At 66.9% G+C, this 25506-nt stretch carries 25 protein-coding genes and 1 pseudogene; 7 read left to right on the top strand and 19 right to left on the bottom strand.

Annotation, left to right across the window (positions count from 1 at the left end):
• Positions 1-220: 220 nt before the first annotated feature.
• The 3 genes and pseudogenes from ntrC to dusB all read right to left on the bottom strand — a co-directional run bounded on the left by ntrC (position 221) and on the right by dusB (position 3954).
• On the bottom strand, positions 221-1696 hold the full coding sequence (gene ntrC / locus ACR652_RS01020; RefSeq protein WP_434504654.1) for a nitrogen regulation protein NR(I): 1476 nt from the start codon (positions 1694-1696) through the stop codon (positions 221-223).
• Between the two features lie 28 nt (positions 1697-1724).
• A pseudogene (locus ACR652_RS01015) lies at positions 1725-2911 on the bottom strand (two-component system sensor histidine kinase NtrB).
• On the bottom strand, positions 2908-3954 hold the full coding sequence (gene dusB, locus ACR652_RS01010; protein ID WP_434504653.1) for a tRNA dihydrouridine synthase DusB: 1047 nt from the start codon (positions 3952-3954) through the stop codon (positions 2908-2910). The pseudogene ACR652_RS01015 and the gene dusB overlap by 4 nt, the downstream one beginning before the upstream one ends.
• A gap of 97 nt (positions 3955-4051) precedes the next feature.
• Here dusB and ACR652_RS01005 point away from each other — a divergent pair, with 97 nt between their 5' ends.
• The 3 genes from ACR652_RS01005 (at position 4052) to ACR652_RS00995 (ending at position 6499) form a co-directional block, all read left to right on the top strand.
• On the top strand, positions 4052-5257 hold the full coding sequence (locus tag ACR652_RS01005) for a bifunctional 2-C-methyl-D-erythritol 4-phosphate cytidylyltransferase/2-C-methyl-D-erythritol 2,4-cyclodiphosphate synthase (RefSeq protein WP_434504652.1): 1206 nt from the start codon (positions 4052-4054) through the stop codon (positions 5255-5257).
• 316 nt (positions 5258-5573) lie between these two features.
• The gene (gene arfB / locus ACR652_RS01000; protein WP_434504651.1) at positions 5574-5996 is read left to right on the top strand and encodes an alternative ribosome rescue aminoacyl-tRNA hydrolase ArfB; all 423 of its coding nucleotides are present in this window, start codon (positions 5574-5576) and stop codon (positions 5994-5996) included.
• A gap of 5 nt (positions 5997-6001) precedes the next feature.
• Positions 6002-6499, top strand: a complete 498-nt coding sequence (locus ACR652_RS00995; protein WP_434504650.1) for a CinA family protein — start codon at positions 6002-6004, stop codon at positions 6497-6499.
• 117 nt (positions 6500-6616) lie between these two features.
• Here ACR652_RS00995 and ACR652_RS00990 read toward each other — a convergent pair whose 3' ends face one another.
• The 3 genes from ACR652_RS00990 to ACR652_RS00980 all read right to left on the bottom strand — a co-directional run bounded on the left by ACR652_RS00990 (position 6617) and on the right by ACR652_RS00980 (position 8113).
• Positions 6617-6832: a hypothetical protein gene (locus tag ACR652_RS00990; protein WP_434504649.1), complete on the bottom strand. Its 216-nt coding sequence runs from the start codon at positions 6830-6832 to the stop codon at positions 6617-6619.
• Positions 6829-7575: a hypothetical protein gene (locus ACR652_RS00985; RefSeq protein WP_434504648.1), complete on the bottom strand. Its 747-nt coding sequence runs from the start codon at positions 7573-7575 to the stop codon at positions 6829-6831. Before ACR652_RS00985 ends, ACR652_RS00990 begins: the two co-directional genes overlap by 4 nt.
• Positions 7576-7642: 67 nt before the next feature.
• Positions 7643-8113: a type II toxin-antitoxin system RatA family toxin gene (locus ACR652_RS00980; protein ID WP_434504647.1), complete on the bottom strand. Its 471-nt coding sequence runs from the start codon at positions 8111-8113 to the stop codon at positions 7643-7645.
• 105 nt (positions 8114-8218) lie between these two features.
• Between ACR652_RS00980 and ACR652_RS00975 the strand changes: the two genes are divergently transcribed.
• Entirely contained in the window at positions 8219-8713 is a 495-nt protein-coding gene (locus tag ACR652_RS00975; RefSeq protein WP_434504646.1) for a hypothetical protein, read from the top strand.
• 39 nt (positions 8714-8752) lie between these two features.
• On the opposite strand, the gene ACR652_RS00970 is transcribed toward ACR652_RS00975, so the two are convergent.
• From ACR652_RS00970 to ACR652_RS00945, 6 genes are all read right to left on the bottom strand, one after another.
• On the bottom strand, positions 8753-9046 hold the full coding sequence (locus ACR652_RS00970) for a Flp family type IVb pilin (protein WP_434504645.1): 294 nt from the start codon (positions 9044-9046) through the stop codon (positions 8753-8755).
• Between the two features lie 11 nt (positions 9047-9057).
• Positions 9058-9219, bottom strand: a complete 162-nt coding sequence (locus ACR652_RS00965; RefSeq protein WP_434504644.1) for a Flp family type IVb pilin — start codon at positions 9217-9219, stop codon at positions 9058-9060.
• A 61-nt stretch (positions 9220-9280) separates the two neighbouring features.
• Positions 9281-10249, bottom strand: a complete 969-nt coding sequence (gene lipA, locus ACR652_RS00960) for a lipoyl synthase (protein ID WP_434504643.1) — start codon at positions 10247-10249, stop codon at positions 9281-9283.
• A 19-nt stretch (positions 10250-10268) separates the two neighbouring features.
• Positions 10269-10604 carry a hypothetical protein gene (locus tag ACR652_RS00955; RefSeq protein WP_434504642.1) on the bottom strand — a complete coding sequence of 112 codons (336 nt, stop codon included), beginning with the start codon at positions 10602-10604 and terminating at the stop codon, positions 10269-10271.
• A 398-nt stretch (positions 10605-11002) separates the two neighbouring features.
• Positions 11003-14464, bottom strand: coding sequence for a DNA polymerase III subunit alpha (gene dnaE, locus ACR652_RS00950; protein WP_434504641.1), 3462 nt, complete (start codon positions 14462-14464; stop codon positions 11003-11005).
• Positions 14465-14638: 174 nt separating this feature from the next.
• Positions 14639-14977, bottom strand: a complete 339-nt coding sequence (locus tag ACR652_RS00945; protein WP_434504840.1) for a phasin family protein — start codon at positions 14975-14977, stop codon at positions 14639-14641.
• Between the two features lie 267 nt (positions 14978-15244).
• Between ACR652_RS00945 and ACR652_RS00940 the strand changes: the two genes are divergently transcribed.
• Positions 15245-16999, top strand: a complete 1755-nt coding sequence (locus ACR652_RS00940; RefSeq protein ID WP_434504640.1) for a serine hydrolase — start codon at positions 15245-15247, stop codon at positions 16997-16999.
• Positions 17000-17049: 50 nt separating this feature from the next.
• Here the strand turns inward: ACR652_RS00940 and ACR652_RS00935 are convergent, their stop codons facing one another.
• On the bottom strand, positions 17050-17760 hold the full coding sequence (locus ACR652_RS00935; RefSeq protein WP_434504639.1) for a DnaJ domain-containing protein: 711 nt from the start codon (positions 17758-17760) through the stop codon (positions 17050-17052).
• Positions 17761-17763: 3 nt separating this feature from the next.
• The gene (locus tag ACR652_RS00930; protein ID WP_434504638.1) at positions 17764-18474 is read right to left on the bottom strand and encodes a VWA domain-containing protein; all 711 of its coding nucleotides are present in this window, start codon (positions 18472-18474) and stop codon (positions 17764-17766) included.
• A gap of 110 nt (positions 18475-18584) precedes the next feature.
• Here ACR652_RS00930 and ACR652_RS00925 point away from each other — a divergent pair, with 110 nt between their 5' ends.
• On the top strand, positions 18585-19133 hold the full coding sequence (locus ACR652_RS00925; RefSeq protein WP_434504637.1) for a DUF2478 domain-containing protein: 549 nt from the start codon (positions 18585-18587) through the stop codon (positions 19131-19133).
• Between the two features lie 121 nt (positions 19134-19254).
• Here ACR652_RS00925 and ACR652_RS00920 read toward each other — a convergent pair whose 3' ends face one another.
• Positions 19255-20319: a transporter substrate-binding domain-containing protein gene (locus ACR652_RS00920; RefSeq protein WP_434504636.1), complete on the bottom strand. Its 1065-nt coding sequence runs from the start codon at positions 20317-20319 to the stop codon at positions 19255-19257.
• Positions 20320-20455: 136 nt separating this feature from the next.
• On the opposite strand from ACR652_RS00920, the gene metC reads away from it, so the two are divergent.
• The gene (gene metC / locus ACR652_RS00915; RefSeq protein ID WP_434504635.1) at positions 20456-21643 is read left to right on the top strand and encodes a cystathionine beta-lyase; all 1188 of its coding nucleotides are present in this window, start codon (positions 20456-20458) and stop codon (positions 21641-21643) included.
• A 51-nt stretch (positions 21644-21694) separates the two neighbouring features.
• On the opposite strand, the gene ACR652_RS00910 is transcribed toward metC, so the two are convergent.
• The 4 genes from ACR652_RS00910 to ACR652_RS00895 all read right to left on the bottom strand — a co-directional run bounded on the left by ACR652_RS00910 (position 21695) and on the right by ACR652_RS00895 (position 24694).
• Positions 21695-22168 (bottom strand): NUDIX hydrolase, encoded by a 474-nt coding sequence (locus ACR652_RS00910; RefSeq protein WP_434504634.1) that lies wholly within the window; start codon positions 22166-22168, stop codon positions 21695-21697.
• Positions 22165-23163: an inorganic phosphate transporter gene (locus tag ACR652_RS00905; RefSeq protein WP_434504633.1), complete on the bottom strand. Its 999-nt coding sequence runs from the start codon at positions 23161-23163 to the stop codon at positions 22165-22167. Before ACR652_RS00905 ends, ACR652_RS00910 begins: the two co-directional genes overlap by 4 nt.
• A 9-nt stretch (positions 23164-23172) precedes the next feature.
• Positions 23173-23817 carry a DUF47 domain-containing protein gene (locus ACR652_RS00900; RefSeq protein ID WP_434504632.1) on the bottom strand — a complete coding sequence of 215 codons (645 nt, stop codon included), beginning with the start codon at positions 23815-23817 and terminating at the stop codon, positions 23173-23175.
• Positions 23818-23896: 79 nt separating this feature from the next.
• A complete protein-coding gene (locus ACR652_RS00895) occupies positions 23897-24694 on the bottom strand; it encodes a DUF2865 domain-containing protein (protein WP_434504631.1) in 798 nt (265 codons plus the stop codon).
• Positions 24695-25506: the final 812 nt, after the last annotated feature.

The following is a 25506-nucleotide window of genomic DNA, read 5'->3' as shown; positions in this document are numbered from 1 at the left end:
ATAGGCTGCGGGCGCTACTGTTGCAAATGTGCAACGGGCGTCAGCAGGGCCTTATGCAGGGTTTTGTTGGGTGGGCGGCCCCCTCCCCAACCCTCCCCCGCTTCGCGGGAGAGGGAGCAGAGCCGAGTCTTCATCGAGAACGGCGATCGCGAGCGTCCCCTCTCCCGTGAAACGGGGGAAGGACAGGGAGGGGGTAATCCAGCGCCCGCCCGGCTCCCCGTCACCTCGGCGAACGCATCAGCCGTATGTCCAGATCGTTGACCTTCTTGCGCAGCGTGTTGCGATTGAGTCCCAGGAGCTCCGCCGCCTTGATCTGATTTCCCCGCGTCGCCGCCAGCGCCGCCGATATAAGCGGAATCTCGATCTCACGGATGATCCGGTGATAGAGGCCCGGCGGCGGAAGCTGGTCGCCGCAGTCGCGGAAGAGCTTGGCGAGATGTTGCTCCACGGAGGTCGAGAGCGTCTGGCCGTTCTCCAGCTCCCGCGAGGGCGCGGCGGCGCCGTTGCCGGTGGGCTTCTCGGACACCGCCTGCCGCAACTCATGCTCGAGTTCGGCCTCGACCAGCGCGTCGGAGATCACCTCCTGCGGATGCAGGGCGGCGAGACGGCGGATCAGATTCTCCAGCTCGCGGATATTGCCGGGCCAGCGATATTTCTTCATCCGGTCGAGCGCGGACTGCTCGATGAATTTCTGCGGCAGGCCCTCGTTCGCCGCCTGCTTGAAGAAGTGATGGACGAGGTCGGGAATGTCCTCGCTGCGCTCGCGCAGCGGCGGCAGGCGCAGCGGCACGACGTTGAGCCGGAAATAGAGATCCTCGCGGAACAGGCCCTGCTGGATCAGGACGCGCAGATCCTTGTTGGTCGCCGCGATGATTCTGACATTCGTCTTGATCGGGGTGCGGCCGCCGACGGTCGTATATTCGCCCTGCTGGAGCACGCGCAGCAGGCGCGTCTGCGCCTCCATCGGCATGTCGCCGATTTCGTCGAGAAAGAGCGTGCCGCCCTCGGCCTGCTCGAAACGGCCGGCCGAGCGCTGGTTGGCGCCGGTGAAGGCGCCCTTCTCGTGACCGAAGAGCTCGCTCTCGATCAGGTCGCGCGGGATCGCCGCCATGTTCACGGCAACAAACGGGCCTTTCTTGCGCTTGCCGTAATCGTGCAGCGCGCGGGCGACCAGCTCCTTGCCGGTGCCGGACTCGCCGTTGATCATGACCGTCAGATCGGTCTGCATCAGCCGGGCGAGCGAGCGGTAGATCTCCTGCATGGCGGGCGAGCGGCCGACGAGCGGCATGCCCTCCATTTCCTCGGGGCGCTCCTCCTCGCCGATCTTGCGCGGCTCGGCCATGGCGCGGCCGACGATGCCGACAAGCTCCTTCAGGTCGAAGGGCTTGGGCAGATAGTCATAGGCGCCCCTCTCCGACGCGCGGATGGCGGTCATGAAGGTGTTCTGCGCGCTCATCACGATGATGGGCAGTTCGGGCCGCAGCTTCTTGATGCGCGGCAGCAGCTCGAAGGCGTTTTCGTCGGGCATGACGACGTCCGTCACGACGAGATCGCCCTCGCCCGACTGCACCCAGCGCCACAGCGTCGCCGCCGTGCCGGTGGTGCGGACCTCGTAGCCCGCGCGCGACAGCGCCTGCGCCACGACCGTGCGGATGGCCGCGTCGTCGTCGGCGACAAGGATTTCGCCTCTCGTCATCAGACCATTCTCCTGCGCTGACGATGCGTCACGAACGTCCCTCCCCCCTGTCCGGCGCGGGTCTGTCCGAGGTCTTGGCGCGATACATGGGCATGAGAATTCGGAAGGTCGTGCGTCGGGGAAGAGATTCGCATTCGACAATGCCGCCGTGGTCGTTGATGATCTTTGCGACCAGTGCAAGACCCAGGCCAGTCCCGGATGACTTTGTCGTGACAAAGGGATCGAAAAGATGCGCCGCGATGTCGTCCGGCACGCCCGGACCATTGTCGCGCACGCAGAACTCCAGCGGCAGGCCGACCGGACTGCGCGCGCCCAGCGCCCGCAGGCTCACACCGGGCCGGAACGCGGTCGAGAGCTCGATCTCCCCGTCCACGGCGTCATCGCCAATCGCCTCGGCGGCGTTCTTCACGAGATTGAGGAAGGCCTGAATGAGCTGGTCGCGGTTGGCGTAGACCGGCGGCAACGAGGGGTCGTAATTCTCGACGAACCGCACGCGCCGCGCGAATCCGGTCTGCGCCACCTGCTTCACGTGGTCCAGGACGGAATGGATATTGACGCGCTCGCGCTTGAGCGGCCGCGCGTCCGAAAAGACCTCCATCCGGTCGACGAGGCGGACGATCCGGTCGGTTTCCTCGCAGATCAGCCGCGTCAGCGCCCGGTCGGCGTCGGAGAGACCGCTTTCGAGAAGCTGCGCCGCGCCGCGAATGCCGGACAGCGGATTCTTGATTTCATGCGCGAGCATGGACGCCAGGCCGGAGACCGAGCGGACTGCGCCGCGGTGGCTGAGCTGTCTGTCTATTTTATCAGCAATTGTACGTTCTTGCAGCACAACCAGCACGAGCCCGTCCGGCTCCGACAGCGGCGCGCAATGGACGTCGACCCGCCGGTCGCCCTCCTGACCGGGGCGCCCGAGGTCGACCTTATATTCGTTGATCGCCGCACCACGGTCGCGGACATGCTGGATCAGCGTCAGCAGCGGCGAGCCGAACGGCAGAAGCCGTTCAAGAGTCTGGCCGATCAGCAGCGGCTTGCCCAGCTCGAAGAAGGACTCGGCGGCGGCGTTGGCGTCCTCGATCACGCCCTCGCGCGAGACGGTGAGGATCGCGTTGGGCAGCGCCTCCAGGACGCAACTGCGGCCGCGCTCGTCGATGATCTTCAGCGGCTTGAAGTCCGTGCGGCGGGAGCGTCGCGTCCGGAGCGATCAGACATGCTCATGCGGCGACCTCTTGCATCCCTTCGTTGAAAATGGCCTCGATGAGCCGAAACGCCTCCTCCGGCCCCTCGGCCGTGACCAGCGCGCGGCGCAACCCGGCGACATCCGCGCGCGCCGCGCCGAAGGCGAGGTCCACATAGGCGGCGAGATGCTTGCGGGCGTGACGCAAGCCCGCGCCCTCCCCCATCTGCGCAATCAACCCCTCGAGATGCTCACGCGCCACCGCGCCGCGCTCCGCGAGACCCGGCTCCGCGCGGCGGCGGCCGACGGCAAGATAATAAGCAATGTCGCCCACGAGCCACGGGCGGCCCTGCGCCGCGCGGCCAACCATGACCGCGTCGGCGCCGGACGCCTTCAGCATGGCGGCGGCGTCCTCCGGGCTCTGGCAGTCGCCATTGGCGACAACCGGAATCGAGACCGCCTGCTTGACCTTCGCGATCGCCGGCCAATCCGCCCGGCCCGTGTAGAACTGCTGGCGCGTGCGCCCGTGGACGGTCACCAGCGCCACGCCCTCGGCTTCCGCCCGACGGGCCAGTTCAGGGGCGTTGCGCGACGACTCGTCCCAGCCGAGCCGCATCTTGACCGTCAGCGGCGCGCGGATGGCCGCGCGGGCGGCGGCGATCAGCGCCGTCGCCTGATCCAGATCGCGCATCAGCGCCGCGCCGGCGAGACCGCCGGTCACGCGCTTGCAGGGGCAGCCCATGTTGATGTCGACCCAATCCGCGCCCGCCTCTTCCGCGTGTCGGGCGGCGACGGCGATCTCTTTCGAGTCGCGGGCGGCGATCTGGATGACGCGCGGCGCCGCACATGTCTCATCGGAAACGGCCAGCCGCAGCGCCGTCTCGCGGTCGCCGCGGGCGACGCCCGACGCCGTGATCATCTCGCAGATGGTCGCGCTGGCGCCGTAACGCTCGGCGATCCGCCGCATGGCCGGGTCGGTGACGCCCGCCATCGGAGCCAGAAGGGCGCGGCCCGACAGTCTGACCGGGCCGACGCCGAGCGCCGGCCGCGCCCAATCTGAGCCTATTTTTTCGGCACTATCCATCTTGCCTATACCATAAGCAGGCGATTTCGCAGTTGCAACATTTTTGAACGCTCCGGTCAAGATTTGACGACGGGTTGGAAAAGCGACACAGAGCGGCATGGTCTTCCAGAACGAACTTTCCATCCTTGTCGTTGCCGGCGGGCGCGGCTCCCGCGCGGGCGAGGGCTTGCCCAAGCAATACCGCAGCGTCGCCGGCATGAGCGTGCTCGCCCGCACAATGCAGGCGATGCACGCCGCCGCGCCGCAGGCGCGCCTGAAGGTTGTCATCCACCCGGACGACCGCGCCCTTTACGAGGTAAGCGTGGCCGAGCTGGGCGCAAGCGCCCGGGCGGCGCTTTCCGAGCCGGCGCTGGGCGGCGCCATGCGGCAGGAGAGCGTGCGCAACGGTCTGGAGGCGCTGGACCGCGAAGGCGCGCCTCGGATCGTCCTGATCCACGACGCCGCCCGCCCCTTTGCGGACGCCCCGCTCGTCGCCCGCGCGGTCGAGGCCGCCCGCGATCATGGCGCGGCCGTGCCGGGCGTGCCGCTCAACGACACTGTGAAGGAAATCGATGCGTCCGGCTTCGTCGTCGCGACGCCGGACCGCGCCCGGCTGCGCGCCGTGCAGACGCCGCAGTCCTTCCGCTTCCCGCTGATCCTCGCGGCCCATCGGGCGGCGGCGGCCGGCGGGCGCGAATACACCGACGACGCCATGATCGCCGAGGCCGCCGGCCACGCGGTTTTCGTGTTTCCGGGCAGTCCGGACAACTTCAAGCTCACCACGCCAGAGGATTTCGCCCGCGCCATGGACCAGTTGAAAGCCCCCTCCCTCGCGGCCCTGCCCGACGTGCGCATGGGTCAGGGTTACGACGTCCACGCCTTCGCCGAAGGCGACAAGGTATGGCTCGGCGGCGTCGCCATTCCCCACAGCCATGCGCTCGCCGGCCATTCCGACGCAGACGTGCTGATGCACGCCATCACCGACGCCGTGCTCGGCGCCATCGCCGAGGGCGACATCGGCGCGCATTTCCCGCCCTCCGATCCGCAATGGAAAGGCGCGGCGTCCGAGATTTTCCTGGCCCACGCCTGCAAGCTCGTGCGCGATCGCGGCGGCATGATCGCCCATATCGACGCGACGGTGGTCTGCGAAGCGCCCAAGGTCGGCCCGCATCGCGAGGCGATCCGCGAGAGCCTCGCCCGCATCATGGGGCTGGACGTGGGCCGTGTGGCCATCAAGGCGACGACGACGGAGAGGCTCGGGTTCACCGGCCGGCGCGAGGGGATCGCGGCGCTCGCGATCGCGACAGTGCGGCTGCCGGAGTGAGGCGGACGGGGCGGGTGTTGGAACAAGTGTAAAATTTGCCAGCGTTCGTATTTTTGTAAAATTGCCTGGCTGTCATTGCCGGGCAGACCCCCTCCCTGTCCCTCCCCCGCTTCGCGGGAGAGGGAACGCTCACGATCCGCATTGCTGATGAAGGCCGCGCTTTGCCCCCTCTCCCGCGAAGCGGGGGAGGGTTGGGGAGGGGGCGCCGCCGGCGAAATGACGCGCTCCGCCGCCCCGCCTTGACAACCGGCCCGGTTCGGCCGCCGATAGAAATGAAAAGCCCCTCCCACCCTTCCGACCCGAAAGGCTCGCCAGGATGATCCGCGTCACGCCCTCCCTCTGGCTCGAAGAGGGAGAAATCTCCTATGAATTCCTTCGGGCCTCGGGACCCGGCGGCCAGAACGTGCAAAAGGTCGAATCCGCCGTTCGTCTTCGCTTTGACGTAAGGCATTCACCCTCTCTTACGGATTACGTAAGGAACAGACTGGAGCGGCTCTCGGGCTCTCGCCTGACCAAGGATGGCGTCCTGCTCATCGAGGCGCAGCGTTACCGCACGCAAGAACGCAATCGCGCGGATGCCCTTGAGCGCCTCATCGATCTCGTTCGCGAAGCCGCCGCGCCGCCCCCGCCGCCGCGCCGCAAAACCAAACCCACGCTCGGCTCGAAGCTGCGGCGGCTCGAAGGAAAGAAGCTGCGCGGCGGCGTCAAGGCGCTGCGCGGCAAGCCGGCTCAGGACTGAAAACCATGGAAAACTCCAAGGAATTTACGATTATCGTAAAAGCTAAGCACGCTTCATTACGTATTACGTCAGCCGAATCCTGCACCGGCGGGCTGGTCTCCGCGGCGCTGACCGACGTCCCGGGCGCGTCGGAGGTTTTCGACCGCGGCTTCGTCACCTATTCCAATGAAGCGAAAACCGACTTGCTCGGCGTCCCTGCCCGGCTCATCGCGGCGCATGGCGCGGTCAGCGCCGAGGTCGCCCGCGCCATGGCCGAGGGCGCGCTCGCGCATTCGCTGGCGGATATCGCCGTCTCGGTCACGGGAATCGCAGGGCCCGGCGGCGGCTCGGCGGAGAAGCCGGTGGGTCTTGTGCATTTCGCCTGCGCGCGGCGGGGCGGCGGCGTGGTTCACGCCGAGCGGCGCTTCGGCCCCCTCCCCCGCGCCGCCATCCGCGCCGCAGCCGTCGAACAGGCGCTCGACCTCCTGATCGAGGCGGTCGACGCAATGAGCGTGACGAGGTGAGGAACCGGCGCCGCGCGCGCAGCCGGACGAACGTGGCGGAGATGCGTTTGGACGAGTCTTCCGACCGTGCCGCCTCGCCCGGCGATCCCATCTTAGGCCGGCGCAGAGGCGCAAAGATCACCCGCCCGCGACGATCCCCGAAGTGTCGCGCAGGCTGTCCAACGGCTGATCGGCCATGCTGAAGTAATCCACCCCCAGCAGCGGATCGGCACGGCAGCGGGCGCCGTTGCGGATGGCGGCGGCGACACGCTCGGCCCCGCCGGGGCCGGAGAGCGTGGCCGCGTAGCTGTGCGTCACGAGGCTCTGAAGCAGGCCGGTCTCGTAAATGCTCACCGCGCCGACAAAGCCCAGCATGGCGCGCGGCTGGCGGCGGCCATGAAGGCGGTGACTTCGAGTTCGCCGATGGCGGTCGTGTCGTAACCGGCGATCACATGCACCCAGTCGTGCTGCGCCAGCGCGGCGTTGGCGCCGCCGATCTCGCCCGGCAGCCGGAAGCCCCGTTGCGCGTAGAACTCGGACAAGGCGCGGCCGAGACTTCCTTCCGGGCAATCCTTCAGCCGCGCCCAGCGCGCCGTCTCCTGCGGGTCGTCCTCGACGCTCAACGCATAGGCGGCGTCGCCGTAGTGCGCCAGGAGCGTCTGGAAGCGCGGATCGTCCTGCGCGTCGCCCTCCCCGATCCAGTTGAGCCGGTAGAAATCGGCCGTCGCGCGCGCCGCCGACTGGCTGGCCAGATCGCGCGCGAGCAGGAGCACCCGATCCTCCACATCGAGCGCGCGCGCCCAGCTCTCCACCGAAGCCTGGAGCGCCGGCGGAATGGGACGGCACATCATCTCGAGCGTCACCATCAGCTCGATGAGCTCGTGGCGCTGGGCCTCCGTGAGCGCCGCAGCGACATCGGAGGGCGACGCGGGCGCGAGCCTGTCGAAATCCGCCGAAAATCCGAGCAGCCGCTCGAAGAGGATCGCCAGCAGCTTTGGCTGCGTCGGGGAGGCCCAGCCGTCTTCGAGACGGCAGGTCCCCACCAGGCCCGCCGCCAGCAGCGGCGCCTGTTCGGGAGGGTTGTGGATGAGAAACATGGTCTGCCCCTGGTAGCCATCTCCGACATCCCCGCGCGCGGGGAGCCCCCGTCGGATCGCAGGCGCGCTAGCGCCGGCCGTAGACCTCGTCCGCCCGTTTCACGAAGGCGTCGGCGTATTTCTGAAACGCCTTGTCGAACATGGCGCCCATCACCAGCCCCAGCGCCATGCTCTTGAACTCATAGGCGATGAAGAAATCGATGATCGAGCGCGGGCGGCCGTCCGGCCCCGGCGCCTCCTCGCGGAAGGACCAGCGATTGTCCAGCTTGCGGAAGGGTCCGTCGATATAGCCGACTCTCACCTCGAGCGCGTTGGCGTCGCATGTGACGCGGCTGGCGTAGCGCTCGCAGATCGCCTTGAAGCCCACCTGCATCTCCGCGACGATCTCGACCACGCCGGGAGCAATTTCGGCGCGGCGGCGCACCCGCATCGACTCGCACAACGGGACGAACTGCGGATAGGACTCGACGTTGCAAACCAGCGCGAACATGTCGGCGGCGCTGTGGGAGACGTGGCGGCGCGTGCGAAAGCTTTTCATGGTCTCGGGCTTTTAAGCGATTTCCGGCGAAGTTGAAACGCTGCCGTGTCGTCGTCTACCCTGAAAACGCCTCCCGGTCGCGGGTCGGCCGTTTGGAGGAAGAGAATGGCGACGAAGAGCGATTTCACGCCCGAACAATGGCGCAGGCTCCTCGCGGCGCCCCTTCTGGCCGCCTTCGCCGTCAGCGCGGCGGACCCCAGCGGGCTGATCGGCACGCTTCAGGAAAGCATGGCCAGCGCCGGCGCGCTCGCCTCCGCGCGGGCCAATGGCGCCGCGAACGCGCTGATCCGGGCGGTGGTGGACGATCTCGACTCGGCGGAGGGCCGCACCTCGACCCGGGCGGATGTCCAGCGGCTGATCGAAGGCGCGGAACTTCCGGACATCAGGGCGGCGGCGCTGGCTGCCCTGCGGGACGTCGCCAGCATTCTCGACGCCCGCGCGCCGCAGGACGCCGCGGCGTTCAAGGATTGGCTGACCGACATCGCGCGACGTGTCGCGGCCGCCGCGACGGAGGCCGGCTTCCTCGGATTTGGCGGAGAGAAAGTGAGCGCGGCCGAGCGCGCCGCGTTGAAAGATATCGACGCGGCGCTAACGCGATAGAAGGACAGAACCGCCCCAACAGGACCTGTCCCCGACGGGTCACAGATTTCCCGAGACCTTCTCGAAGGTCGCGGAGACGGTCGTGCCCAGTTTGGTCGAGGCAACAATGATGACCAGCCCGATCAGGCTCGCGATCAGCGCATATTCAATCGCGGTGGCGCCCGACCGATCATCCAGGAACCTCTGCATCAGCTTTGCCCTTTTCCCGCTTGGGTTGAGTTGATGCTGCGAATTCAACTCCAGAATGGTCAAGGTCACGTTAAAGCCGGCGCACGCGCCGCGCTGGCTCAGATCGACTTTGCCCTTGGGCGGTAGACAGCCGGGCGACGGCAAGGCTGTCTGCGTCAGAGGTTTCCGGAAACCTTGTTGAAGGTTGCGGAGATCGTCGTGCCCATTTTCCGGGAGCCCGCGATAATGACCAGGGCGACCATGGTTGCGAGCAGGGCGTATTCAATCGCGGTGGCGCCCGATTGATCGTCCAGAAATCTCTTGAAAAGCTTCGCCATCGTTTCCCCGTCGAACGTCAACGTGATCTTTGTCGTCATTTAGCGAGGCGAATGGTCAAGATCACGTTAAGGCCGGCGATCGGGAGGCGCGGAGGCGCTCGAAATCCTCGCCGGCGTGGTGCGAGGAGCGGGTCAGGGGCGACGAGGCCACATAGGCGAAGCCCTTTGCCAGGGCGACGGCCTTGTAGGCGTCGAATTCCTCCGGCGTCACGAAGCGCTGGACCGGGTGATGCTTGCGCGTCGGCTGGAGATACTGGCCCAGCGTGATGAAATCGATGTCGGCCGAGCGCATGTCGTCCATCACCTGCATCACCTCGTTGCGCGTCTCGCCGAGCCCGAGCATGAGCCCCGATTTGGTGAAGAGCTTCGGGTTGAGCTCCTTGGCGCGCTGCAACAGGCGCAGCGAATGGAAGTAGCGCGCCCCCGGCCGAACCGTCACATAGAGGGACGGGACAGTTTCGAGATTGTGGTTGAAGACGTCGGGCGCCGCCGCGACCACCTGCTCCAGCGCGCCCGGCTTGCGCAGAAAATCGGGGGTCAGAACCTCGATCGTCGTCCCGGGACATGTCTCCCGGATCGCGGCGATGGTGCGGGCGAAATGATCCGCCCCGCCATCCGGAAGGTCGTCCCGGTCAACCGAGGTGACGACGACATGGGAGAGCCCGAGCGCCCGCGTGGCCTCCGCCACCCTGCCCGGCTCACCGGAATCGAGCGGCGCCGGGAGACCGGTGGCGACATTGCAGAAGGCGCAGGCGCGGGTGCACACCTCCCCCATGATCATGAAGGTCGCGTGCTTCTTCTCCCAGCACTCGCCGATATTGGGGCAGGCGGCCTCCTGACAGACAGTCGCGAGCCCAGCGCCGTCGAGCAGCGCGCGGGTCTCGCTCCAGGCCTTGGACCCCGGCGCCTTCACCCGGATCCACGGCGGCTTGCGCAGCACGGGCTGGTCGGGCCGGGACGCCTTTTCTGGATGCCGCAGCGCCCCCGTTCTGGGGCGCGGGTCATTGTTGAGCAGATCGATGACGGGCACAGGGAGCCTCCCTGCGCCTTTATCTAGGCGCTGATCCGCTTCCCGGCAACGCGATCCTGTCCGACGTCTGGGGGTGATGGCGCCGCCAGGCGTAGCCAAGGCCCAGCGCTCCGATCACCGCGGCCACAAGCGTCGGTTGGCTGCCGCTTTGAGCCTGCCCGAACAGGCGGGCGAACTCCGCCCCCATCCAGGCGCCGCAGACGCCCACAATGGCGAGTGAAGCCGACCACGCGCGCCAGAGGCGCACGCCCGAAAACACCCAGCCCACGGCGCCGCCCAGGGCGAGGAAGACGAAAAACTGGACAACACACGAGACGACCGGCGCGCCCTGCGCCGCGTCGAGAAGACTGTCCATGGAAGACTCCCCCGAGACCCCCCGGCCCCGGCGCCGGCGAGCGGCGACCTGATGGTAAACGCCGATCCCGATCCTATCGTTCCGCTTGACGCGCGCGAGTCCGGCAGGAACGCTTTCCCTCTTCTTTTGGAGACGGGCTGTCGTCCGATCGGCCGCAGCGTCGCCATTGAGCGCGACCTCGCGCTCCGCCGCTGAGCGGGGCCGGCCGAAGCGGCTGGCTCCTGAGGCGGCGCGGGGCGAAGAGCCCCTTGATCCGCCTGCCCCTGGGCGCCGGCCAGACCTGGGCATGGCCGAGACCGGGCCTCACAAAACACTTCTAGAGCAATGCTTGAAGTTACGTAAATTGTTAAATTTCAATGATTTGATATTTAAAGTTAAAGTTTAACTCTAATGTTTCCCTAGAGGTATTCGACGTCGAGCACGCCGGGTATGTCCCGCAGAGCAGACGCAACCTCGGCGCTGACGGGATAGCTTCCGGGGAGCCGAATCTCGATCTCCTCGAAGGCGGCGTCGCGCCTGATGAGCAGCGACACTTCACCTTCCCCCCTGCCGGAGAGCCTGCCTTTGATCCTATCAAGCGGACTCTGGTCTTCGATCACCACGCGCAGCCCCTTCTGGGCGCGAGCGGCGGCCGCGGCGAGCGACTCGACCGCGACGATGCGGGCGCGCACGTCGTCGCCCTCGACGCTGGCCGAAAGCGTGACCAGCACTGCCGCGCCCTTCTCCAGCGCGTCGCGATACTGGTTGAGCGCCTCCTGGAAAAGGATGGCTTCGTACTGGCCGGTCGTATCCGAGAGCTGGACGATGCCCATCTTGGAGCCCGACTTCGTGCGGCGCTCGGCGCGGTCCAGAACCACCGCCGCGAGCCGCCCGGCGGTCGCTCCCTTCTTCACGTCGGCGGCGAATTTCGCCCACCGCGACACCCTCAATTTGGGTAGGAGTGACGCATAGGAGTCGAGCGGGTGCCCGGAGAGGAAAAACCCGGCCGCCTCATATTCGCGCCGCAGCCGCTCCTCCCCCGCCCATGGCTGGACCTTCGGCAGCACGAGGTCGTCGGCCTCGGCGTCGCCGAAGAGCGCGTTCTGGCCCGCCTTGCGATCCTCGGCGTGGCGATTGGCGGTGGCGAGGATCGATTCGATCGCCGCGAAGGCGCGGGCGCGATTTGCCTCCAGCTCGTCGAAGGCCCCGCAGGCGGCGAGATTTTCGAGCACCTTCTTGTTGACCTCGCGCGGGTTGATCCGCCGGGCGAAGTCCGACAGGCTCGTGAAGGGGCGGTCGCCGCGAGAGCGCACGATCGACTCCGCCTGCCCCTCCCCCACGCCCTTGATGGCGGACAGCGCGTAGCGGATCACGAGCTTGCCGTCGGCGCCGGGCGCCACGTCGAAATCCACGCCGGAGCGTTTGATCGAGGGCGGCTCGACGGCGATGCCGAGCCGGCGCGCTTCGTCGCGGAACTCGGCCAGCTTGTCCGTCTGGCTCTTGTCGAAGGTCATGGAGGCGGCCAGGAACTCGGCCGGATAATGCGCCTTGAACCAGGCGGTCTGATAGGCGATCAGCGCATAGGCCGCCGCATGCGACTTATTGAAGCCGTAGTCGGCGAATTTCGCCAGAAGGTCGAAGATGAAATTGGCCAGCTCGGTCGTCACCTCGCGCTCGACCGCGCCCCTCACGAAACGCTCGCGCTGGGCGTCCATCTCGGCCTTGATCTTCTTGCCCATGGCCCGGCGCAGCATGTCGGCCTCGCCCAGCGTGTAGCCGGACAGCACCTGCGCGATCTGCATCACCTGTTCCTGATAGATGATGACGCCGAAGGTCTCCTTCAGGATCGGCTCGATCTTGGGGTGATAATAATCGGCCTCCTCGTCGCCGAGCTTCACCGCGCAATAGGTGGGGATGTTGGCCATCGGGCCGGGTCGGTAGAGGGCGACCAGCGCGATGATGTCCTCGAAGCGGTCGGCGTGCATCTCGACCAGCGCCTTGCGCATGCCCGCGCTTTCGAGCTGGAACACGCCCACCGTCTCGCCGCGCCCGAGCATGGCGTAAGTCTCTTTGTCGTCGAGCGGAATTTTCTCCAGATCGACGCCGGGGTCGCGCCGGCGGGCGAGCCGCGTCGCCATGGCCAGCACGGTCAGGGTCTTGAGGCCGAGGAAGTCGAATTTGATCAGCCCGGCCGGTTCGACCCATTTCATGTTGAACTGGGTCGCCGGCATGTCGGATTTGGGGTCGCGGTAGAGCGGCGTCACCTCGGTGAGCGGCCGGTCGCCGATGACGACGCCGGCGGCGTGGGTCGAGGCGTTGGAATAAAGCCCCTCCAGCGCGCCGGCGATCTTGAACAGCCGCGAGACCCGTTCCTCCTGTTCGGCGGCCTCCCGCAATTTCTGTTCGCCGGCGACGGCTTCGGCCAGAGTGACGGGCTTGGCCGGGTTCTGCGGCACGAGCTTGGCGAGCTTGTCCACCTGCCCGAGCGGCATTTCCAGCACGCGGCCGACGCTGCGGAGCACGCCGCGCGCCAGGAACGAGCCGAAGGTGATGATCTGCGCCACGCGATCCGCGCCATAGCGCTCGCGGACATAGTCGATCACCTCGCCGCGCCGCGTCTGGCAGAAGTCGATGTCGAAGTCGGGCATCGACACGCGCTCGGGGTTGAGGAAGCGCTCGAAGAACAGGCCAAAGCGCAGCGGGTCGAGATCGGTGATGGTGAGCGCATAGGCGACCAGCGAGCCGGCGCCCGAGCCGCGCCCCGGCCCCACCGGAATCCCCTGCGCCTTGGCGTATTTGATGAAGTCGGAGACGATCAGGAAGTAGCCCGGAAAGCCCATCTTCTCGATGGTCGACAGCTCGAAGTCGAGGCGCTTGAAATAATCCTCGCGGGTCTGCCCCTCGCAGGGGCCATGCGCGGCGAGGCGCGCCTCCAGCCCCTCGGTCGCCTGCCGGCGCAGCTCCTCCGCCTCCACCTCGGTGAGCGGCCGGTCGTCCGGGGCGTCGCGCAGATAGCGCGGCATGATCGGCTTGCGGGTCTTGGGCCGGAAGCTCACGCGGCGGGCGATTTCCACCGTATTGGCGGTAGCTTCGTCGAGATCGGCGAAGATCGCGCGCATCTCGGAGCGTGTCTTGAAATAATGCTCCGGCGAGACCCTGCGCCGGTCGGCGACGCTGGTGACGGTCCCTTCGGCGATGCAGAGCAGCGCGTCATGGGCCTCGAAATCGCCGCGCGAGGCGAAATAGGGCTCGTTGGTCGCGACGAGCGGGACGCCGCGGCGGTAGGCGAGATCGAGAAGCTGCGGCTCGACCTCCTGTTCGGAGGGCAATTTGTGCCGCTGGAGTTCGAGATAAAGCCGATCCCCGAACAGGCTTTGCAGCGTCTCCAGCCGCGTGTGCGCCAGTTCTGGCCGGCCGGCGGCGAACATGCGGTCGAGCGGGCCGTCGGGACCGCCGGTCAGGGCGATCAGCTCTGCGCCGTCCTCGGCCAGCGCGGCGAGGGTCAGATGCGGCTCGTCGCCTTCGCCCGTATCCAGCCAGGCGCGCGAGGCGGCGCGCATCAGGTTGAGATAGCCGGTCTCGGTCTTGGCGAGCAGGACGATATTGGCGACGCTTTCGTCGCGCGCCGAAGGGCTGCTGGCCCTGGCGTCGCCGAAATCGACCCGCAACTGCACGCCGGCGATGGGCTGAATCCCCGCCTTGGAGGCTTTCTCCGAAAATTCGAGCGCGGCGAAGAGGTTGTTGGTGTCGGTGACGGCCAGCGCGGGCTGCTCGTCACGCACGGCCAGATCGATCAGCTTGCCGATCGTCAGCGCCCCCTCGCGCAGCGAAAAGGCTGTGTGGAGATGGAGATGGACGAAACCGGGGGATAAGGCGCTCATGGCGGGATGTTAACGCCTGGGGCCGCCGGCTGGAACAAAGGGATGTGGCGCGTCCACAGCCACGAAGCGGCGAGACCCACGCCAGCAAAAGAAAAACCCGGCGGAGGGCAAAACCTCGCCGGGCTATGATGCGTGGGGCCGCGCCCCTGGACGAAAGGGGCGGGACGCCTGGCCTTACTCGGCGGCCGTGAAGGTCTTGGTCGCGGTTTCCAGCGGCTTGAACACTTCCTTGGCGATCGAGGTGTACAGCTCGCCGATCTTGGTCGCCTCGGCGATGAAATCCTCATAGGCGCTCTTGGCGAAGTCCGTCTGAAGCGCGAAGGCCTCGTCGATCTTCTTCACCGTGATGAGCTTTTCCGCCAGGAGACGGCTCTTCTCGAAAGACTTCTTGGAGTAATCCGTCGTCTCGGCCGCAATGCTCTGCCAACCCTTCGTGACGGCCGCGGCGGCGGCGGACACAGCCTCGAACTGCTCTTTACCGATCTGCTGCACGCTGTCGAAATTGCCGACCATGGGTTTCGTCCTCTTCAATGGCGCGTCCTCGATACGCCGCCCCCTGGCGGCGCGGCGTATGCGCCAGCTAACAGTTGAAATATATGCGGCGCACAAAAGTTCGTCAATGAAAATGTTGCAGCGCAAAAAGTGGTCGTAAATTTCAGTCAAGCCTTAACTCTCGGGTAACCGCGTTCTCCTACCCTTGTCGACTGTAGCGTTTTTGTGACGCCAACCTCAGGTTGTCGTCTCGAGCGCAAGTGCCAGTTCCGTATGGGGCGCGTAGAAATGTCGAAACCGAGTTTGCTGGACCGTCTGGCCCAGCCCCGCTCTCTTGCCGCCATCTTCGCGGCGATCCTCGCCTTCATCGCCGTCACCGCGATCCCGGCGGAAGCGCGCCGCCATGGCCACCGGTCCTACGCCCGCCACAGCTTCCACCATCATTTCGCGCATAGCCGCCTCCCCGGCGCCAGCCATCATGGCGGCGACGAGATCATCGGCGAGCATCGCGGTTTCGCGGCCATCGTCGTCGACGGCAACAGCGGCCACACGCTCTACGCCCGCAATGAGCACGAGCTGCGCCACCCCGCCTCCGTCACCAAGGTGATGACGCTTTATCTCCTGTTCGAGCAGCTCGAAAAGGGTCGCCTGCGGCTCGATACGCCGCTGATGATTTCGTCGCACGCGGCCGCGCAGGCGCCCTCGAAGCTCGGCCTCCAGCCCGGCGAGACGATCAGCGTCGAGAACGCCATCAAGGCGGTGGTGACGAAATCGGCCAATGACATCGCCTGCGCCATCGCCGAGAACATCGGCGGCGACGAGCGCAGCTTCGCGCAGATGATGACGCGCAAGGCCCACGCGCTCGGCATGCGCAACACCCATTACGCCAACGCCTCCGGCCTGCCGGACCCGGCGCAGATCACCACGGCCTATGACCTCGCCCTCCTCGGACGGGCGATTCAGGACCGCTTCCCGCGCTATTATCGCTATTTCTCGATCCACAGCTTCGCCTACAACGGCGCGCTGCACGCCAATCACAACCATCTCCTCGGCCGCGTCGAGGGCATGGACGGCATCAAGACCGGCTATACCCGCGCTTCCGGCTTCAATCTGCTGACCTCGGTGCGTCGTGGCCATCACCACATCGTCGCGGTCGTCATGGGCGGGACCACCGCCGCCGGCCGCGACCACATCATGGCCAATCTGATCGAGGACTACATCGCCGGCGGCTCCCCCAACCGCACCGCGGCGGCCATCACCGAGGACGGCGCCGCGGCCGATGAGAGCGCCGAAGCGCCGGCCATCGAGCGCGTGGCCGAACGCCGCGTCGTCGCGCCCGAGCCGGTCGCCGAGCCCGTCGCGCCCGAGCCGGTCGTCGACCGCCAGCCGCAGCGCGTGGCCGCGCTCGCCGAGCCGGAGATTGACCGCGAAGAGGTCGGCGCCGTCCCGCCGCGCTCCGCTCGCCACGCTGCTCCCGTTCCCGCCGGCCTCACGCCGCCCCTCGCCGTGCCGATGCGCGAGAAGGTGGAGAAGGTCGAGAAGCCGGCCGAGAAGGACGCGGCCGAGAAGGTGCGCCCCGCTTTCGTATCCGGCGTGCAGAAGCACGTCGCCGCCGAAGAGGCTCCGGCCAGAAAGGCGCATGGGAAGGACCTCGCCAAACAGCAGCTCGCCGCCGTCATCGACGGCTCGACCTCGGGCCACGCCGCGCGCGCCCGCGACATCACACCCGCCACCACGACGCCCTCGGCGATCCGTTCGACGACCAGCGTCGCCAAGGCGGATGTGGCGCGGCCGTCGAAGCCCGGCTGGATGATCCAGATCGGCGCGGCCGAAGACCCCGAAAAGGCCAATGCGCTGCTGTCGCGCGCGAAGAGCCAGTTGCAGGGCTTCCCGGCCACCGCGCGCGCCTTCACCGAAAAGGTGCAGAAGGGAAATGAAACGCTCTATCGCGCCCGCTTCGCCGGTCTCGAGGAGCAGAGCGCCCAGTCGGCCTGCAAGGCGCTGAAGAAATCCGGCTTCGCCTGCTTCACGACGAAGAACTGAGGGCGCGGCCAATGTCGACGACATGGGATCATGCAGACCCCGGGCGGCGTCTAGTGGTGTCGCCGCATCAGGACATCCTTGGCTTCATTTACCCGCGCCGCGAGATCCGTCGTCCCGCCAAGGTCTGGATGAAGTTTCTTCATCAGATCGCGGTGCGCCCGGGCAATGTCGGCCGCCGCCGCGCCCTTTTTCAGACCGAGGATTTCGTAAGCTTCATCCTCGGTAATCGTGCCCGAGCGGCGCGCGCGCGTCTCGCCGCCGCTCCCCGCGTCGTGGTGCGGATCGCCTGCCGCACGCCAGCCGGCAAAGCGGCGGTCCAGATACGCCTCTAGAAGCCGGGCGCCGTCGGGGTCGTCGCGCAGGCAGATGTTGTAAAGCTCGAACAGGGCCGGCCGCGTCAGCGCGTCCAGCCGCTTGCCCTCGTCCTTGCCCGCGAGGATCATGCCGCGAATGGCGCCCGTCGCATGGTCGAGCTCCATCTCGATCATGGCGGAGCGCACCCGCGAGACGCCGCCCCCGCCGGCTCCGGCGTCGCGCATGGAGCCCTGCGACCCCAGGCCCATCAGCCACAGCCCGGCGGCGGCGAGGCCGAGGCCGAAGTCCAGCCGCCCGCGCGCCAGCAGCAGTCCGCCCAGCGCCATCAGCAGAAAGCCCCCGCCGCGCCTGAGCAGCCACGCGAGAAAGGCCGGCGAGGCTTGCGTATAGACCTTGAGCGCATAGAGCCCCAGCGCGAGCGCGAAAAATCCGAGAAGCACAGGCATGGCTTATTGTGACCCCATCTGCGACAGCAGCAAGCGCGCGGCGTCTTCGCCCTGCCCCGCGCGTTTTTCAAGTTCCGGCAGGCCCCCAACGGCATAAGCGGCGGCCGCCCCGAGCAGTTCCGCCAGACGGCGCGGAGCCGCGAGATCGAAGGCGGCGTAGGCGCCGCCCGTCAGTCGCGCGATTTCACGGAAGGCGCCCTTCGCGATCGGGTCCGCGCCCTCCTGAAACAGGAAAGCCTTCAGCCCCAGCAGGCCGAGCTGTCCCGCAAGGGCGCAGAGATGATCGGCGTTCTCCTCCATCGCGTCGCCGATATAGACGAGCGCGCCGACGCGCTGGGCTCTGGTCTCGTCGAGGGCGTGGCTCAGCACCCGGCCAATCTGGGTGTGGCCGCCCTGACAGGAAATGCGCGCCATCAGCGCGGCGAGGCCCGCGCCCTGCGACACGAAACCGGAGGCGCGGCACTCCCGAAAACCTCGGAAATAGACAAGCTGCACGTCGAGACCGCCCTGCGCGGCCGTTGTGCGAAACATGTCATGCTGAATGGATTGCGCCAGATCCCAGGTCGGCTGGCGGCTCATGGTGGCGTCGAGGGCGAAGATCAGCCGCCCGCGCCCGCAGGACGGCGCAACATCCCGCGCCTTGTCGAGGAAGGCGTCGACAGCGCTTCTTTCCGCCGGGCGCGGCGCCGGCGCCTTTTTGAGGTCATCGCCCACGGCTGTTCACGTCGCTTGTTCGTAACGATATATAAAATCGGCTCCGCGGCATACAAAACAAGTGCCTGTACGACGCCCCGGCGGCGCGATTCACAAGGGAAAAGACGGCCATGGAACACGACGCCCTGCCCCCCACGCCCATCGCCGCCCTGCCCGCGCAGGACAGCCGCGCCGTGCAATCCCTCATGCGGGCCTTTGCGCTGGAGCTGGCGCAAGCGGGCGTGCGCGTCGCGGGCGTGACGCAAATGCGAGGCCAGGACCCCGCTGGCCGCTCCCGGATTTTCCTGCGCGACGTGGCGTCGGAGGCGGAGTTCATGATCTCGCAGGATTTGGGTCCGGGCTCCACGGCCTGCAATCTGGACGCGGGCGAGCTGGCGCTGGCCTGCGCCGCCGTCGAACGCGCCGCGCGGGACGGCGCCGAGCTGATCGTGGTCAGCAAATTCTCCAAGCAGGAGGCGGAGCGCGGCGGCCTTTGCGACGCGTTCCGGGCGGCGATGGGCGCGCGCATTCCCGTCATTGCGGCGGTCTCGCCGCATTTCCGCGAGGAATGGCGGGTCTTCGCCGGACCTCTGGCCGAGGACGTCGCCCCCTCGCAGGAGGCGCTCGCGGATTGGTGGGCGCGGGCCAAAAGCTTCTCGCATGACAGGCGCGCAATCTGAGGAACGATGCAGGTTCGGCTTGCCTTCCGGCGCTCTGTTATGTAAGTAACCTTATGTAACGCATCCCTCGGTGCGTGACGCTGGAGGGCGGCGTCCCATCCCACCCACGGGACGCCGCCTCTCACTGCGCCGCCGGCGCGTACAACAAGCCACCCTTGTTCCAGAGCGCATTGATCCGTCGTTCCATGCGGAGCGGCGAGCGCTGGCCCAGATTGCGCTCGAAGATGTCGGCGTAATTGCCGACGTGCTTGATTATGCGATAGGGCCAGTCGCCGGCCAGCGCGAGACCCGCGCCGCGGTCGCCCTCGACGCCCAGAAGGTGGCGGATGCGCGGCGCCTCCGATTTCAGCGCGGCGTCGACCGTCTCGGCCGAAACCTCGAGCTCCTCCGCGTCGATGAGGGCGAAAAGCGCCCAGCGCACGATGGAGAGCCATTGGTCGTCGCCCTGCCGCACGAGCGGCCCATGTGGGGCCTTCGTCAGCAGATCGGGCAGAACGTCATGGTTTTCCGGCCCTGTGAGTTTTGCGCGGGCGCCATGCAGCGCGGCGGCGTCGGCGGTCAGAGCGTCGCATCGACCGCCCGCATAGGCGGCGGCCGCCTCCTCGAAACTCGGAAACAGCTTCGGCTCATAGGGAGTCTTGCGCATGCGGAAGAAATCGGCGAGCTCGAGCTCGTACGTCGTGCCCTGCTGCACGCAGACCGAAACATCCGAGAGGTCCTGCGCGGAGGCGAAGCTGCGCTGCCGCCGCACCAGAAAGCTCTGGCCGTCATGGAAGGAAACGCCGGCGTAGATGGCGCGCTGCGCTCCGCCGTCGCGCGACTGGGTCCATGGCCCGGCGCCCCCGATCAGATCGACCCATCCCGATTGCAGCGCGGCGACGCGCTCCCTGGCGCCGAGGCCCAGGAACCGGACCTTCGCAGGATCATCGAAAAGGGCAGCGGCGAGGGCGTGGCAGAAGTCGACGTCGAAACCGCGCCAGACGCCCTTGTCGTCGGGCTGCGCAAAGCCCGCCGCATCCGACACGCCGCAGGAGAGATAGCCGCGCCTCAATACCTGCGAGAGAGTCGGCCCCGGCTCCGTCTGCGCGACGGCGGTCTGAGCCGCGACGGCGAGCAGGATCGCCAGGGCGGCAAGAAGGATGTATCGGGCGATCATCGACTGGCTCGTCTGGTCCGCAGTTCCCACAAGACCGTTTCCCGGTCTGATTGCATCGCCGACATACCGCCGGCGTTCAGAGTGGCCGCACGTTTCATTCAGCCCACATCGGCATTAGTTTCTCTTCCTGTCGGCGCACGCGGCGCGCCCTGGCACAGGAGCTTGAATGTCGAGCGATAAGCTTGAAAAGCGGCGAAAAAAGCGCATGGCCACGCTGGTGACGCAAGCGGGGCGCGCGCCCTTCGATCATTTCGGCTTCGTCAATCCGCCGGTCTATCGCGGCTCCACGGTCCTTTTCCCGTCGGTCGCCGATCTGGAAGGTCTGCGCCAGCCTTACACTTACGGCACGAAAGGCACCCCCACGACGCGGGCGCTGGAGACCGCCTGGAGCGAGATTTCCGGCGCCGAGGACACGGTGCTGGTTCCCTCCGGTCTGGCCGCGATTGCGCTCGCCCTGCTCACGGCGACGAAAGCCGGGGCGCATCTTCTCGTGACCGATTCCGCCTATTCGCCGACCCGCGCCTTCTGCGACGGGTTTCTGGCGCGATTCGGTGTGACCGCCGAATATTACGATCCGGCGATCGGCGCCGGGATCTCCGGGCTGATCCGGCCCGAGACGACCGCCGTGCTGGTCGAGTCGCCCGGCTCGCAGAGCATGGAGGTGCAGGACGTTCCGGCCATCGCGGCGGCGGCTCACGAGAAGGGGCTGTGCGTCATCGTCGACAATACATGGGCGACGCCGCTGTTCTTCCCGCCGCATGAACGCGGCTGCGACCTCGCGATCGAAGCGGGCACGAAATATCTCTCGGGCCACTCCGACATTCTGCTCGGCCTCGTCTCCGCCAACGCCAGATGGGCGAAGCGGCTGCGTCATACGTTCAATCTCTTCGCCATGGGCGCGAGCCCCGACGACGCCTCGCTGGCGCTGCGCGGCCTGCGCACCATGTCGCTGCGCCTGAAGGAACAGGGCCGCGCGGCGCTGGAGATTGCGCGATGGCTGTCGGCGCGGCCGGAAGTGGCGCGCGTGCTGCACCCCGCCCTGCCCGACCATCCCGGACATGCGCTCTGGAAGCGGGACTTCTCGGGGTGTTCGGGTGTCTTTTCGATCATCCTGCATCCCGCCCCGAAAGCGGCTGTCGACGCCTTCGTCGACGGGCTGGAGCTCTTCGGGATCGGCTATTCCTGGGGCGGCTACGAGAGCCTCGTGCTGCCCTTCGACTGCGCGTCCTACCGGACCGCGACGCGCTGGGCGCCCGAGGGGCCGGCTTTGCGTTTCTCGATCGGGCTCGAGGATGTGGACGATCTGAAGGAGGATCTGGAGGCAGGTTTTGCGCGGCTTCGGGATGGAAGCTGACGCGGGTCGCGAGGCGAGGGCTGCGGCGACAGGCGAGACGCCTGAGACGTCCTACCCCTCCAGCGCCTTGCCAAACGCGAGGATAATGTCTTTCAGCTCCGGCTCGTCCACCTGCTGCGCGGCCACGCCATACAGGAACCAGTAGGTGACGCGCTGGCCCTTCTCGGGCCATTTCTTGCGCTGGCGCTCGACATGAAGCGGATAGACCTCGACGACGCAGTCGACCGCGCCGCCGCCCTTCATGCGCTTTTCATATTCGAACTCGCCGAGCTTGATCTTCTCGACCTTGCCATGAAGCCCCGCCTCCTGCTGCGCCTCGATCGCGGCGACGATATGCGGCTTGCGCCCCTTCATCGGCCAGCCCTTGGGGATCACCCACCGACGCGTGTCCCTCGACGTGACGAGCAGAACCTCGACCCTGTTCTCCTCATTCAGGCGCCAGGGAAGCGCGGCGAATTGCAGGCGCGGCGCGGACCGGGGGACATTGACGAACTTCGGCTGTGGCTCCTTCTTCGATCGCTTCATCCAAAGAGACCCGCGCCAGTGTAGAAGGCGGCCGCGATGAAGGCGGACATGGGCATGGTGACGATCCATGCGATCACAATGTCCTTGGCGACGTTCCAGCGCACCGCCGAAACGCGCCGCGCCGCGCCGACGCCGACGATCGCGCCGGTGATCGTGTGCGTGGTGGACACCGGGACGCCCAGGCCGGTCGCCAGAAACAGGGTGATCGCCCCGCCCGTTTCGGCGCAGAAGCCCTGCATGGGGGTCAATCGCGTGATCTTCGATCCCATGGTGTGAACAATCCGCCAGCCGCCGAAGAGCGTCCCAAGGCCCATCGCCGCCTGGCAGGTCAGCACCACCCAGAACGGCACCTGAAACTCGCCGCCAGAGACGCCGTGCGAATAGAGCAGCACGGCGATGACGCCCATCGTCTTCTGCGCATCATTGCCGCCGTGGCCGAGCGAGTAAAGCGAGGCAGAAACAAATTGGAGCGAACGAAACAGCGTGTCCACCGCGCTGGGCGTGCTGCGTACGAACACCCACGACACCGCCAGCACAAGGAGAAGCGCCAGCAGGAAGCCCAGCGCGGGCGACAGCACGATGGCGACGCCTGTCTTGGTCAGCCCGCTCCAGACGATGGCGCTGGTTCCCGTCTTGGCGACGCCCGCCCCCACGAGCCCGCCGACCAGAGCATGCGAGCTCGACGAGGGAATGCCGAGCAGCCAGGTGATCACATTCCAGGAAATCGCGCCCATCAGCGCGCCGAAGATCACCTTGTCGTCGACGATCTGCGGCGAGATGATCCCGGAGCCGACCGTCTGCGCGACATGCAGGCCGAAGAACAGGAAGGCGACGAAATTGAAGAAGGCCGCCCAAAAGACCGCATATTGAGGGCGCAGCACGCGCGTCGACACAATCGTCGCGATCGAGTTCGCGGCGTCGTGCAGGCCGTTGAGAAAGTCGAAGGCCAGCGCGACGGCGATCAGGCCGTAGAGAAGAAGCGGGACGTCAGCCACGCCGCGCTCCTAGCTGTGCTCGATGACGATCGCCGTCACCCGGTTCGCAATGTCCTCGAAGCCGTCGACCACCTTTTCGAGATGGCCGTAGATCTCCGAGCCGACGACAAAGGACATCGGATCGCTCTGGCGGTGGGCGCGGAACAGACCCTTCAGCCCCTGATCATGCAGGGCGTCGGCCTCGTCCTCGATTCGCGTGATCTCCTCGCCGAACGCGTTCAGCTTCGTCGCATTCTGCCGCATGGCGCGCAGCAGCGGCATCGCCCCGCGCGTCAGCTCGGCCGACTGCACGACAATGTCCCCGATGCGGCGCATGGAGGCGTCGAAGTCCTGGAATTCGTAAAGCTGCGTCGCCTTCGCGGTCTGGTGCATCTGATCGATGGTGTCGTCCATCGTCGTGATGAGATCGCGGATGTCGCTGCGGTCGAACGGCGTGATGAACGTGCGGCGCACGGCGAGCAGCGCCTCGCGGGTGATGTCGTCCGCGGCATGCTCCTGCCGGCGGATCTCCTGACAGCAGGCGAGATAGCCTTCGCCGCCGTCCAGCATCCGCCGCAACGCCCGGGCGCCGCCGACCAGCGTTTCCGCATGACGCTCGAACAGGTCGAAGAACCCTTCTTCCCGCGGCATCAGCGCCTGAAACCAAGACAGCATCCCCGCCCCTCCCGGCTGTCACAAAAACGTCATGTTCAGGGGCATAGCCGCGCCAATGCTTCCTGTAAAGGCGAGAATGTCACTGCCGCGCCGCCGCCGGCGTGCTCCCTGTCCGGTCCTCCGTGCTGATCTCAACCTTGGACGCGGGCCGCTGCGTCACGACCTCCGCGGGCGTCGTGCTGCCGGACCGGCGCAGCATGGCGCGCAGCCGGTCGCGCAGGGCCGAGGACATGAAGGACGCGTTGCTCAGCGGCACGAGCTTCGAGCCGCGATAGACAAAGGCGCCCCGGGTCTCGACGATCACGTCGCCGGACTGGAGCGTCGGATCGCGCCTTGCGGTTCGTTCGAAATAGGACTGCGAGGTTTGGGGATCATTGCAGGCGCACGCGCCGACGGCCTTGTCGCGAAAGGCGAAAGCGTGGGGCATCGCCGAATAGCGCTGGCCCTTGCGGTTGCGCGCCGTCTCGATCGTCGGCCCGTCGAAGACATCCATCTGCGCGGCCGGACAGGCCAGTTCGCAGGATTGCTGCCGCGTGGCCCGCGTCGATTTGATCAGCGGAAAGAAATAGCCGTCGCAGGTGCGCACGCAGAAGCCGCCGACTGTCGGATCGGTCGAAAAACCATTGCCCCCCACCGGGCCGTCCTTCGGCGGCGCGAAGCGAAGCTCGCCCACGGCGCCATGCGCCCGCGCGCGCCGGGCCGGGGCCGACTCCCGGGGACGCGGGTACGCCGGCCGAGCCGTCGGATCGGGGCCGAACAGAAATTCCAGAAGCCCCTGCGCCTCGCCGGGCGCTGGCGCGAGAGCCAGGCAGATCGTCAGCGCCAGCCCACCCCAGGGGGCAAGAAGGCGCGTCGTCGCTCTCGCTGCTTCGGCCATGCCTTCGGACCTTCCCTCTCAGCGTCGCCGACACGCCGCCAGCCCAACACGCCAGCGGTCGATGACCTGTTATATGGCGTCGTCCGTCGCCCCCAGGCAGGCTCCGACGCAATTATGTCGATTCTGACGCCCGCGCCGCTCACATGCAGACGCACTGCGTCCGATCATGCGGCAGAATCGCGGACGAACGACGATCGGGCCGACGTAAACGCTCGCGGCGCCCCTTGCAAGGCCAAGACTAAGCTTCGCCCTGCCCCCCGCCCTTCCTTCGGGAAATCATCTGACGCCGGGAGCCGGATGTGCAGCAACACGCCCCGCCGGTTCAACCATGGCGGGGCGTCTGACAGGCCTCAAACCGCAATCCGCAACGCTGTGAAGACCATCAGCAGGAAAGCCTCCAGGGTGACGGCAAGGGCTATGACAAGGTTCGACATGGTAAGCTCTCAGGCAAGCGGGCGCCCCCCGATGGCTAATGCGAGAAACCAAGTTCCGTTCCAAAGAGTTAGGCAAATCCAAAAACAAAATCGAAGCGCCTGTGCCGCTTGACGAAGCGCAAGCGCCTGTCTTGATTCATGCAAGCCACGATCAATCAGCGTTCTAGTTGGCGGCGAGCCATGCGGCGCCGACGGCGATCAGGACCTTCACAATTCTGATGCCGAAGAGCATCACGATCGCCACACCCATCGCGGTCAGGATTGCCTGGCTGGGAAACATGGTCGCAACTCTCACGCGCAGCCTCTCTGCGGCGTTAGCTGAGAATGGCGTGTGAAAAGGCAAGCATCGCAGCCCGCTGAAATCCCTTGCCGGAGGGC

Source organism: Methylocystis sp., assembly GCF_051061225.1.
In the GTDB taxonomy this organism is placed as follows: domain Bacteria; phylum Pseudomonadota; class Alphaproteobacteria; order Rhizobiales; family Beijerinckiaceae; genus Methylocystis.
The sequence above is the reverse complement of the archived record's forward strand: the minus strand, read 5'-3'. Positions and strand labels throughout refer to the sequence as shown.